The organism is Niabella sp. CPT15-335-S11 (assembly GCF_058792415.1).
Map to the genome: position 1 here is coordinate 668,074 of NZ_JBYTEI010000002.1, position 11,781 is coordinate 679,854.

Annotated in this window: 9 protein-coding genes; 4 read left to right on the plus strand and 5 right to left on the minus strand. The window is 47.7% G+C overall.

Going from position 1 to position 11,781, the window contains the following annotated elements:
* Positions 1 to 10: 10 nt before the first annotated feature.
* Positions 11 to 589, minus strand: a complete 579-nt coding sequence (locus tag AC3WS5_RS09355) for a phosphorylase family protein (protein ID WP_492467038.1) — start codon at positions 587 to 589, stop codon at positions 11 to 13.
* Positions 590 to 743: 154 nt separating this feature from the next.
* Between AC3WS5_RS09355 and AC3WS5_RS09360 the strand changes: the two genes are divergently transcribed.
* The 3 genes from AC3WS5_RS09360 (at position 744) to AC3WS5_RS09370 (ending at position 4,480) form a co-directional block, all read left to right on the plus strand.
* Entirely contained in the window at positions 744 to 3,161 is a 2,418-nt protein-coding gene (locus tag AC3WS5_RS09360) for a 3-hydroxyacyl-CoA dehydrogenase/enoyl-CoA hydratase family protein (RefSeq protein ID WP_492467039.1), read from the plus strand.
* A gap of 114 nt (positions 3,162 to 3,275) precedes the next feature.
* Positions 3,276 to 3,929, plus strand: coding sequence for a peptidase M10 (locus tag AC3WS5_RS09365; RefSeq protein ID WP_492467040.1), 654 nt, complete (start codon positions 3,276 to 3,278; stop codon positions 3,927 to 3,929).
* Positions 3,930 to 3,940: 11 nt separating this feature from the next.
* Positions 3,941 to 4,480 carry a class IV adenylate cyclase gene (locus AC3WS5_RS09370; RefSeq protein WP_492467041.1) on the plus strand — a complete coding sequence of 180 codons (540 nt, stop codon included), beginning with the start codon at positions 3,941 to 3,943 and terminating at the stop codon, positions 4,478 to 4,480.
* Positions 4,481 to 4,689: 209 nt separating this feature from the next.
* Here the strand turns inward: AC3WS5_RS09370 and AC3WS5_RS09375 are convergent, their stop codons facing one another.
* From AC3WS5_RS09375 to AC3WS5_RS09390, 4 genes are all read right to left on the minus strand, one after another.
* Complete coding sequence (locus AC3WS5_RS09375; protein WP_492467042.1) at positions 4,690 to 6,108, minus strand: Gfo/Idh/MocA family protein; 1,419 nt, start codon at positions 6,106 to 6,108, stop codon at positions 4,690 to 4,692.
* A 105-nt stretch (positions 6,109 to 6,213) separates the two neighbouring features.
* Positions 6,214 to 9,366, minus strand: a complete 3,153-nt coding sequence (locus AC3WS5_RS09380) for a glycoside hydrolase family 2 TIM barrel-domain containing protein (RefSeq protein ID WP_492467043.1) — start codon at positions 9,364 to 9,366, stop codon at positions 6,214 to 6,216.
* A gap of 241 nt (positions 9,367 to 9,607) precedes the next feature.
* Entirely contained in the window at positions 9,608 to 9,892 is a 285-nt protein-coding gene (locus AC3WS5_RS09385; protein ID WP_492467044.1) for a chaperone modulator CbpM, read from the minus strand.
* Positions 9,893 to 9,895: 3 nt separating this feature from the next.
* Complete coding sequence (locus AC3WS5_RS09390) at positions 9,896 to 10,804, minus strand: DnaJ C-terminal domain-containing protein (protein WP_492467045.1); 909 nt, start codon at positions 10,802 to 10,804, stop codon at positions 9,896 to 9,898.
* Positions 10,805 to 10,954: 150 nt separating this feature from the next.
* Between AC3WS5_RS09390 and ung the strand changes: the two genes are divergently transcribed.
* Positions 10,955 to 11,632 carry a uracil-DNA glycosylase gene (gene ung / locus AC3WS5_RS09395; protein ID WP_492467046.1) on the plus strand — a complete coding sequence of 226 codons (678 nt, stop codon included), beginning with the start codon at positions 10,955 to 10,957 and terminating at the stop codon, positions 11,630 to 11,632.
* Positions 11,633 to 11,781 lie beyond the last annotated feature (149 nt).

The window sequence follows — 11,781 nt, forward strand, 5'->3', positions numbered from 1 at the left end:
TGGGCTTAAATTAAAACAAGACTTCCTTGAGGGCTTCGGCCGCTTTGTGTACGTGTATATTCCAATCGTCAGCAGCGGCACCATCTGCCCCATCCGAGATATACTTCAGGCATAGGAAAGGAATGTTAAACCGTCTGGCAATAAGGGCAAGCGGGTAAGCCTCCATATCCACCACCTGGTAATCTTTAGCCTGATGGTTCATTTCAAAGCTGTCACCTGTCCCGCAAACTGCTTCCCCGATCCCGGCTATTTTCATTCCATAACTCAATGGAACACCGATACCCGAAAGTGGAGTCTCGTATAATTCAAAACCCAAACCGCGAACGTCCATATCTCTTTGCACAAATGAAGTACAACAGACCACCTCACCCCGTTTGAAAGTCCCGCTGCCAGCGGATCCAAGGTTGATAATCATTTGAGGTCTGTTGATCGCCAACGATTCTGTCAGCGAGACTGCTGCGTTCACTTTCCCGATTCCGGTAAACAAACAGGAATAACCATCAAATTCACCGGCGGCTTCTGATTCAAGCGCAAATACGAAAAGACTTCCCTGCACGAGATCGGGACTCAGTTTATCAATATCTCCCATCCTGCAATGTTAGGCCGAAATCATCGGCCATCAAAATTTCTGATCTTCAGCGCCGGTAAATTTCCAATAGCAAAACAACCAGCCTCAACAACAAATTTTCTTATCTTCACAGGAAGCTGTTTGGGGCTAACATTATTTATATATACACCTTACCATGAGTAACAGAATTATTAAACAGGTAGCCGTTCTGGGGAGCGGTATTATGGGCAGCAGCATAGCCTGTCATATTGCGGGCGCAGGCATCCCCGTTTTACTGCTGGATATTCCTGCGACTTCAAGTGACGAGGATAAACCGGGAAAAACCAGGGCAAACAAAAACAAGATCGCTCAAGATGCATTGGCGGCAGCAGTCAGGCGTAGCCCTTCACCGGTTTATACCCGGGATGTCGTTGATAAGATCACCATTGGAAATTTTGAAGATAATTTGAAAGACATCTCCGACTGTGACTGGATTATTGAAGCAGTCGTGGAAAACCTGACCATTAAAAAACAGCTTTTTGACAAGGTAGAGCAATACCGCCGGCCCGGAACGATCATTACCACAAACACTTCGGGTATTCCCATACACCTGTTGGCCGAAGGACGGAGTGACGATTTTAAGCAGCATTTTTGCGGAACGCATTTCTTCAATCCTCCGCGTTACCTCCAGTTATTGGAAATCATTCCAACTGCCGCGACTAAAGAAGAGGTTATCGGTTTTGTTACCCGCTTCGGTGATAAATTCCTGGGAAAAACAACTGTGCTGTGCAAGGACACGCCTGCTTTTATTGCAAACCGCATCGGCGTGTATAGCATTATGCTGATTTTTTCCCTGATGGAAAAATATAAACTTACCGTCGACGAAATCGACCTCCTGACCGGTCGCGCGATCGGCCGCCCTAAATCTGCCACGTTCCGGACTGCAGACCTGGTGGGTATCGATACCCTTGTAAAAGTTTCAAAGGGCGTAGCTGAAAACTGTCCCGGCGATGAAAACCTGCAAATATTTTCTATCCCTGAATGGTTGCAGCGTATGATCGAAAACAACTGGCTGGGAGACAAAACAGGTCAGGGCTTTTATAAGAAAATTAAAAAAACAGTGACGCCCGGGTATCCGGGTGCGCCTGCCAGTACTTCTGAAATATTGACGCTGGATTTATCAACTCTTGAGTACGGACCTCAGAATAAACCGCGGTTTGCCTCGCTGGATGCTGCCAGGACTGTAGAGGATTTGGTTGCCCGAACAAAGCTATTGTACAACAGTCAGGATAAAGCTGGAGATTTCTACAGAAGTTTTCACCACGGATTATTTTCCTATGTCAGCCATCGTGTACCGGAAATCAGCGATGAAATATACCGAATCGATGATGCAATGAAAGCTGGATTTGGCTGGGAAACCGGACCCTTTGAAGCCTGGGACCTACTGGGATTAGCCGATACCGTGAAGAACATGAAAAAAGAAGGACTTACGGTCGCAGGCTGGGTAGATGACATGCTGACTGAAGGACATACGCGTTTTTTCAATATCGATAACGGGAGGAAGCTCGCGTGGTCACCTACAGCCAAAACCTACCTGCCTGTCCCTGGCTCAGACGAATTTATCATCCTTTCCCGTCAGTCCGAAAAACTGATCTGGAAGAATAATAGTTGCTCATTATATGACATCGGCGACGAGGTACTTGCACTTGAGTGGAATACAAAAATGGGAACGATGGGAGGCGAGGTTCTGAATGGTATTCAGATTGCGGTAGAAAAGGCTGAGAAGGACTATAAAGGGCTGGTCATAGCCAATGAAGGCGCGAATTTCTCGGCGGGGGCCAATGTCGGCCTGATCCTGATGCTCGCCGTGGAGCAGGAATACGATGAATTGGAACAGGCGGTGCGTTTGTTTCAGCAGACTACGATGCGGGTCCGGTATTCTTCGGTACCGGTGGTAGTAGCCCCGCATGGACTGACGCTGGGTGGGGGTTGTGAGCTCACACTCCACGCTGATAAAGTATGTGCGGCGGCCGAAACGTATACCGGGCTGGTGGAACTGGGCGTGGGCCTGATCCCGGCCGGGGGAGGCACCAAAGAATTTGTCCTGCGGGCATCGGATGAATTACATCATGGGGAGCCAGAAAACATCCCCCTGCAAAACCGCTTCAGAACTATCGCCATGGCTGCAACATCAACTTCCGCACATGAAGCTTTTGGTCTGGGCATTTACCGGAAGGGACTGGACAGGATCATCATGAACCCGAACCGGCGGATAGCAGAGGCGAAACGATCCGTGACTGACCTCTATGATGCCGGCTACCTGAGGCCTGTGCCCAGAAAAAATATCCGGGTGCTGGGTCGCAGCGCCCTCGGAGGTTTGCTTGCAGGTGTTCACGCGATGAACAAAGGAAATTACGCCACGGAGCACGATGCGCTTGTAGCCAGGAAGCTGGCTTACGTGATGTGCGGGGGGGATCTCAGCCAGCCCACCCTGGTGAGTGAATCCTATCTGCTTGACCTGGAACGGCAGGAGTTTTTATCACTATGTGGTGAGAAAAAAACACTGGAGCGACTTCAGTCAGTGATCAAAACGGGAAAACCCATAAGAAACTGAGAGGCTTCTGCAAGTATTAACATCGCAAACCCGGTTTTCTATTCAGTGAGCTGTGATATCGAATGAATTGTGAGAATATCACCATACGAGGAAAAAATCTTTTAAAAAACAAACATGGGTACCGTTGAATCGCTGTCACCAGGCTTCATCCGCGTTCTGTCTCATATTGTCACCTATGGATCCGCAGCAGATGAGGATGTGACTGAAAGAATGAGGCATGAAATTGAAACCATGTGGAATGAACCAATGGGAACCGTTTTCTATTTGGGCAGGGAATGCCGGGTAGCATTCAGAATTACCGCGGAATGCAGGACAAATATTGATCCACTGGAAATTTTGAGTAATACGGATCCTGCTAATAATTACTTCCGGATAGAAGAATTTGCAACCGGAAATATATCATTCGTAGATGGCCTGGGTAGCAATACCGGCTACTTCAAACTGGAAAACCTGTATGAAGGCTCTACGACGGCCGCACATGAATACGGCCATACACTGGGTTTAGACCATCCGGCAGATCTTGATATCCGTGGGCAGGGACAGCCCGGGATCATGTATCCGCGGGGTACGCTCGTCGATCCGGAATTTCAGTACGACCCGCTGGTTCCGGCCGGAGAAAAAGGAGGCACCATGCATCCAATGTACAGGCGGGTGCGACCGCAGGATATCGCCAGTCTAGAGATCCGGCAACTGGAGATGAACGAAAAACAGGGTGTGCTGGGTGATTTCAGCAGTATCTGGCATCCGGATCACAAACATCTTATTTAAAAAGACATACAATGGCTCATCAGAATTTTGAATTTAAGGCGGAGGTTGACGACATCGCAGCGGCAGAAAAGAAATTACTTGACCTTGAACCCGATTTTATCGGGGAAGATCACCAAAAAGATACTTATTATAACGTCACCAATGGCCGCCTCAAACTGAGAGAAGGAAATATTGAAAACGCCCTGATCTTTTATGAACGGCCTGACACGTTTGACGCCAAAATCTCGAAAGTAATTCTATACCCTCATAAGCCAGATGACAACCTGAAAGACCTGCTGGCCATGGTTCACGGCATAAAGGTGGTCGTTGACAAAGTGAGAAAGATTTATTTTAAAGGAAATGTAAAATTCCATTTTGACGAGGTAAAGGAACTGGGTAGTTTTGTGGAAGTGGAAGCTATCGACAAAGATGGCACGATAGGCGTCGAAAAGCTGGAGGAACAATGCCGCGAATATGCCCGGCTTCTTGATATAAGACCCGAGAATTTTATCGCGGTCTCATACAGTGATCTGCTACTGCTGAACAATTACCGTAATACTTCGGGCGACTGACTCCGGGCCGCAGCAGAGGTCGCGGTATTGAAAATCTCAGATTGCTAAAATAGCGGGTTGACTTTCTGATAAGGCTTGTACAACAGAACCACCAACGCTTTTAGTCAGGCGGCTAAGTCCTGAAGCCTACGAACAGACCAGGCGCACGTGGACATCCCCCAAAAAAAGAAAGCGGCAAGTGCCGCTCTCTGAAATACGATTAGGTCCTCTTATTTGGCCATGGCGTGGCTAAATCCTTTGATCCGGTTCCAGGCTCCCCTTGTAAAATCGGGAATTTCAACGGGCGCACTGTTATTGTCCAAAGAAATAGCTGACAGTTCGGTCAGGCAGCACCATTCGGCGAGATCATAAACATCCATATCCAGCGGCAGTCCATTGCGCAAGCAGTACACAAGCCTGTAGTCCATGATATAATCCATACCACCGTGCCCGCCCACCTTCTTCGCGGTTTCTTCCAGTTCCGCCTGGATAGGGTGTTTGTATTGCTGCATCAGAGCGGCCTTTACGCTATCCGATACAAAATTGTGATAGCTGAGGTTCTCGTAATTTACACCACCTGCTTTATTTTTCTGAGGTCTTAGTGCATATCCTGGGACCGGGTATTTATTTGCAAAGCCATTTGTTCCTGTAAGCTGATACATGCGGCTGTAGGGTCTGGGGCTTACCACATCATGCTGAATCTGTATGGTTTTCCCTTTTTCCGTGCGGATCATGGTCATGGTATGATCGCCGTTTCTGAAATCTTTAGGCTCCTCCCCTTTCAATTCCTTCCAGGCTTCCGGTCCGCCAACCGGTTTGGTATCCATCGACACGAGGTAATTCATTTTGTCACCGCGGTGAATGTTCAGAACCTGGCACAACGGCCCAATGCCATGCGTGGGATACACATCGCCCCGGTGATTTTTATTATAATCCAGCCGCCAGTTGTTCCAATAGCTTTTCCAGTAATCCTCGAGGTTATGGATATAGGCACCCTCGGCATGTAAGACTTCTCCGAAAACGCCTTTCTGAGCCATGTTCAGGGTTGTAAGCTCAAAGAAATCGTACACGCAATTTTCCAGCATCATGCAATGTTTCCGGGTTCTTTCTGATGTATTGATCAGCGCCCAGATATCTTTCATGTTCAGGGCCGATGGTACTTCGATAGCTACGTGTTTACCTTTTTCCATAGCGTACAAAGCCATCGGCACGTGATGTTTCCAGTCGGTAGCGATATAAACCAGGTCGATGTCTTTGCGTTCGCAAAGCTGTTTCCAGGCATCTTCGGTCCCCGAATAACCAGCAGCCCTCGCCACCCCGGCTTTGTCCAGGATCTTTTGAGCCGACTCCACGCGTTCAGGCCGGAGATCACAAAGCGCCACGATCTTCGTCCCCGGAATATGTGTCCAACGTTCCACCGCACCCGGCCCCCGCATACCCAGACCAATAAAGCCAACCCTTACTGTTTCAATTTTAGGGGCAGCATAGGCCAGCATATCTTTTTGACCTGCCGGACGTTTGGGCACTACGGTTTTAATAGGTTTGAAGCCGGCATTTGTCAGCCCGACAGTGGGCTTTTGAGCCTGGCCCGGACTCATGGCAAGAACTGCTATACAGCCAGCCAGTATAAAGCGGATAAACTTGTTCATACAGGTATATTTTATATTATTTGATTACAATCAATTCTTAGCAAAACAAAGCAAGATCGCAGATGTTAATGTCTGCCCTCAATCTATATCTCCTCCACACCTCCACTACCTCAATGGCCTGATAGTATAGCTATACTGATAATGCCCCGGGCGCAGCCAGTATTTCTGCAATGGCATTGATCCCCAGCTATCCATTCCTTGCACACCTAACTGGCGAAGATCCATGTGCATGTAGATCCTGTCCCGCTCCGTCAACTCACCCGAATGATACTGTCCTTTTTCCGGGGCCGGATCCAGGTCGTCAAGGCTATAAGGTAGCGCGGCAGCAGAAAGCAGGCTGTCGCGGAATTCAAAACGCAGTCCCTGTCCTTTCGAATTGGTCAGTGCAATCCACCGTACGTCAGTCTTGTTTCCACTTTCCTGAGGTCTTGCGTACTTGAAATACTGCCGGTCTAAGGATTGCGTATATAGACCCACTTCACTGGCTGTATGTCTGTCCCAATAATTCTCCCAGGGGCCACGGCCATACCACTGCACGCGATTCAGGGCTTTATTCAGTTCCAGGTCATTGCCGATCCGCATAACCGACCTGAGCTTCTCGTCTTTGATGGTATAATCATTATTCACCAGCACTTCGCCATTCCCATATACCGTGAAAGTCTGCACTGTCCTGGCTTTACCATTCGTCAGTTGTTTGCTGAACAGAATCCTGTAAGCTCCGGGTTCTACGGCTTCAGTTTTAAAGTCATCCACATCATTCTGTTCATAGATCTTCCGCCAGTCGCGTAAAGATTTGTTCAGTCCCGCACCAATATCATTATCCGTCGGCGCCCTGTAGAAAGCAGGTTGCGGTCCGTTGGTGATCCATTCCATGTTCCGGTAAGTATAACTGCTAAGTATTCCTTTCCGTTTGTCGAAGCGGACGGTGAAATCTTTTCCCGATATGGTGATATTATCTTCATTTTCTGTTTTCGTGAGTTTACCCACCGCCTTTCCAGCCGGGGTGGGTTGAGGTTCGCCGGCATAGGCAAACTGTTCTGCTGCTATCTCATAATCTTTTTCAAGAAAAGGTTCAGGTGTTTTCAGTCGATAGCTGAGGTTGAGAAAATATTCCTTTCCTGATACCGGTTTGATACGAACAGGCAGCGTGATCGTCCTGCTTTCCCTGGGTTGAATATTGATATCCTGAACGGTTCCCTTTTCTACTTCCTTTCCGTCGGCTACGAGTTGCCACTCGAGTTTCATGTTTCCGATATCCCTGAAGAAATAGGAATTATTAATAGTCAGTCGGTTCCCGTCTCTTGCGGTTTTGATATACTGATGAACTTTTTTCAATTCGATGGCCATCGGCGTCAGCTCCCTGTAAGACGTTACCACACCTTTCACGCAAAAATCATTATCGCTGAGATTCTGATCCACCGGACCTTCCAGCGGGAAATCACCGCCGTAGGCCATAATTCTTTTGCCATTCTTAACAGTGTCAAAAGACTGATCGATCCATTCCCAAACAAATCCGCCCTGCGTGCCTGGTGTAGATTCTATGGCATCCCAATACTCCTTGAAGTTACCCAGGCTATTGCCCATGATATGCGCGTATTCGCTCATGATAAAGGGACGCCCGTCACGCGAACTTCCCTGGCGTGCAACATAGCCGGGGGATGGATACTGCGGACAAACGATATCTGTGTTGTAATCATATTCTGCGCGTTCATACTGAACCGGTCTGGAGTCTTTTTGCTTCAGCCAATCGTAGCCTTCGTACATATTTACACCATTTCCGGCTTCGTTACCCAGCGACCAGGTGATGACTGAAGGGTGATTCTTATCCCGCTCATACATCCGTTTAATCCGTTCCAGGTGCGGCACACGCCATTCTTTTTTGTTGGCGAGTGTATAAGCCAGATCGTAGCCGACTCCGTGGGATTCAATATTTGCTTCATCAATTACATACAACCCGTATTCATCGCAAAGCTCCATCCAGTAGGGATCGGGGGGATAATGGGAGTGTCTGACTGCATTCACACTGAGCTTTTTCATCATCTCCATATCCTTGCGCATATCCTCTTTGGTCAGGGTATGGCCTTTCCTTGCATTATGTTCATGACGATTAACCCCTTTAAAAAATACTCGTTTGCCGTTGACCAGAAAATCCCGTCCTTTAATTTCCAGGCTCCTGAAACCGACCCTAACAGGCACCACCTGCAGCACATCGCCCTGCTTATTCCGAAGGGTCATGTACAATGTATACAGATAAGGTATTTCCGCCGACCAGGTATGCACAGATGGAATGATCCGCTCAAAATTTATAACAGCAGCGTACTGCCCAAGAACAGAATGAATGCCTGTTGTTGTTTCCCTAAACACCTGCTTCCCGGAAGCGTCCACCAGCTCCGCCTCCACAGAAAATGTGTCGGGGCGGGAGTGATAGGTTCTGCTCTCCTGCTTGTAGCTGTTTACTTCCACGCTCAGACCAAAACGGCCATCCCGGTAATCGTTCTGCAGGCCGGACTGAATCTTAAAATCGCGGATATCAAGAAGTGGTGTGGCGTACAGGAACACATCCCTTTCGATACCAGAGATCCGCCACATATCCTGGCATTCCAGGTAGCTGCCATCACTCCAACGATAAACCTGTAATGCTACGAGGTTTTCACCAGGCTTCACATATTTCGTAATATTGAATTCTGCTCCCAGTTTACTGTCCTCGCTATACCCCACCTGTTGACCGTTTACCCAAATGAAAAAAGCCGATTTCACAGCGCCCAGATGAATGAAGATCTCCCGGCCGCTCCAGTTCTCCGGTAAAATAAATTTCTTACGATAGGAACCCACAGGATTGTTATCTGCCGGAATATCAAACGGCGGATTGAGCTGTCCCCCTCTCTTGGCATGACCAGCGAATTCATAGGGCTGATTCACATAGATCGGTAAGCCATAGCCGTTCAGTTCCCAGTTTGCCGGAACCGGAAAATCTACCCAGGCCGCATCATTGAATGAGGTGTTGAAAAAGTCAACCGGCCTCTTCCTGGGGTCTTTCACCCAATTAAATTTCCAAAAGCCGTTTAGGGATAAGAAAAAACCTGATTTCTCCCGGGCTCCCTTTTCCGCCAGGTCCTTACGCTCATATCCGTAGGAAGTGGCACGCATAGGCACTCGGTTGATCTCCACGATTTCAGGCGTCTGCAGTGGTAAAGGCAGTTCCTGAGCCAGTAGGGGTAGTGAAAACAGGAACATCCAAAAAGATAGCGCAATCCTCATAATTTTATTCAGATGAATGAACAGATCATTAATTTACAAAGAAACAAATAAAGGCCTATCAAACGGACTTTTGTGCAAACGGTTGACTAGCTCAAATAAGCGGATAAGCAGAACAAACCCTGATCTGCACGATAAAACCCAGGTTCGTTATTCCGATCAGATCGCTCCCGATCATTCCTCGCTCCGTTTCCGCGTTCACGCAGCCCGAACAAAACTCGAAGAATTCCGGAAGCAACCTGTTTTAAGGGTTTAACCTGTTTCTCAGCAACTGCACCTCGGCCTGGAGATTATCGATCCGTTTAAGCAAATGGCTGATCGCCTCTAGCCCTTCCAGATTGATGTCCAGGTCATAATGCAAATGAATATACTTTTCTATTTCTGCCAACTGGCTATATTGTACGTACCAGGTGTCAGCTTCGCGTTGTATATCTATCAGGCCTGAATCGTTCAGGGATTCTACAAAGGAGGTTTCAATCCGGTAATACCTGCAAAATGCATCGATGGCAATATTCTTATCGCTTTCCATGTATTATTTTTTCCCGGCCTCTGCTGCCAGTTGGTTGAATAATTCTTTTTCTTTTTCGCTCAGGTTTTTGGGAAGCTGCACCTGGTAGGTGATATAGAGGTCTCCCGACTGACCTTCACCTTTATATACCGGAAAGCCCTTTCCTTTCAGCCGGACTTTTGTCCCGTTCTGCGTTTCCGGATGTACGGTTAGTTTTACTTTCCCGTCCAGGGTATTAATGGTCTCCGTCCCGCCCAGCATCGCTTTATACAGATCAATGGTAACGTCCAGGTATAAATCACTACCCTGCCTCCTGAAGGCGGTGTTGTTCACCACCTGAAAAGTGATGTATAAGTCGCCGGCGGGGCCGCCATTATTTCCCGGGCCACCATAACCCCGGATCTTGATCTCCTGTCCGTTTTCAATACCCGCGGGAACAGTGATCCGGATATTCTTCCCATTCACACTAAATGTCTGCTGATGAGTTTTGAAGGCATCTGTCAGGTTCAATTGTGCAGCGGCGTGATAGTCCTGTCCTTTGAATTTAACTTTTTCCCCAAAGCCTCCGCCACCTCCGCCGAAAAGAGAGGAGAAGAAGTCTGAGAACCGGGCACCCTCCTCATCGGTGAAATTATAATATTCGCCGCTTTCTGTCCGGGCACCTGCGGCCTGTTCCTGTGCCTTGCGGGCCTGTTCAAACTGTTCCGCATGTTTCCAGTCAGCGCCATACTGGTCGTATTTCTTCCTTTTCTCTGGGTCACTCAGCACTTCATTGGCTTCATTGATTTGCTGAAAAAATTTAACTGCCTCTTTATCATTTGGGTTTAAATCAGGATGGTGCTTTCGCGCCAGTTTGCGATAGGCTTTTTTAATCTCGGCAGGTGTTGCATTTTTGTTTACACCCAGAATTTTGTAATAATCTATATATTCCATGCTGAAAATAAAGCGACAATTTACTTATTAATTTCGAAATCAGGATCATTACCCTCCTTGCAGACAAAAGTTCATTCAAAAAAATTAAACACAATTTCAAACAGCTTTTTTCTGATCGCCGGGGTTACCTATTTTTACAAAAAAACGGGTATGGATGTAAAAATCGAATCGTCCTGGAAGGAGATGATGAAAGAAGAATTCAGGAAACCTTATTTTGAACAGCTCGTTTCTTTTATCAAAGCGGAAAAACAGTTGGGGCGGATAATTTATCCATCCGGTGCAGATATTTTCAACGCTTTTAATTCAACACCCTTCGACCAGGTGAAGGTTTTGCTGCTTGGTCAGGACCCTTACCACGGCCCCCGGCAGGCGCATGGCTTGTGTTTCTCAGTACAGAAGGGAGTGGCGCAACCTCCTTCGCTGGTGAATATTTTTAAAGAACTCCGGAGCGACATTGGTCTTACTCCCCCTGTACACGGCGATCTCAGTGCCTGGGCACGCAAAGGTGTATTCCTGTTAAATGCTTCGCTAACCGTACGGGCCGGAGAGCCTATGAGTCACTCGAGAATCGGCTGGGCGACTTTCACGGATGCCGTCATTAAAAAACTGTCTGCAAAAAAGGATAAAATGGTTTTTCTGCTGTGGGGAAAATTTGCGGGCGAAAAAGCAAGTCTCATCGATTCCTCCCGTCACCTGATCCTGACTGCAGCACATCCATCGCCATTGTCTGCTCACACAGGTTTCTTCGGATGCAGACATTTTTCAAAAACTAACGAATACCTGGTTCAGCAGGGCATCGCACCTATCGACTGGCATACTGAAGCCTGAGCGGCACATTCGCCTGGTCCGGGCGACTTCCATTCATCGTACAGTGATGAAGTCCGTGATAACTGGGAGCCGTTTTTTGAAGACAGCGGGCACCTTGAGGGGCAAACCTGAAATTAATTACTTTTGTTGACTTTAATTTCAACCATGAA

Bases quoted from the DNA above. Each gene is read 5' to 3' on its own strand.
- AC3WS5_RS09355 (WP_492467038.1), bottom strand. From the start codon at position 589: ATGGGAGATATTGATAAACTGAGTCCCGATCTCGTGCAGGGAAGTCTT.
- AC3WS5_RS09360 (WP_492467039.1), top strand. From the start codon at position 744: ATGAGTAACAGAATTATTAAACAGGTAGCCGTTCTGGGGAGCGGTATT.
- AC3WS5_RS09365 (WP_492467040.1), top strand. From the start codon at position 3,276: ATGGGTACCGTTGAATCGCTGTCACCAGGCTTCATCCGCGTTCTGTCT.
- AC3WS5_RS09370 (WP_492467041.1), top strand. From the start codon at position 3,941: ATGGCTCATCAGAATTTTGAATTTAAGGCGGAGGTTGACGACATCGCA.
- AC3WS5_RS09375 (WP_492467042.1), bottom strand. From the start codon at position 6,108: ATGAACAAGTTTATCCGCTTTATACTGGCTGGCTGTATAGCAGTTCTT.
- AC3WS5_RS09380 (WP_492467043.1), bottom strand. From the start codon at position 9,366: ATGAGGATTGCGCTATCTTTTTGGATGTTCCTGTTTTCACTACCCCTA.
- AC3WS5_RS09385 (WP_492467044.1), bottom strand. From the start codon at position 9,892: ATGGAAAGCGATAAGAATATTGCCATCGATGCATTTTGCAGGTATTAC.
- AC3WS5_RS09390 (WP_492467045.1), bottom strand. From the start codon at position 10,804: ATGGAATATATAGATTATTACAAAATTCTGGGTGTAAACAAAAATGCA.
- ung (WP_492467046.1), top strand. From the start codon at position 10,955: ATGGATGTAAAAATCGAATCGTCCTGGAAGGAGATGATGAAAGAAGAA.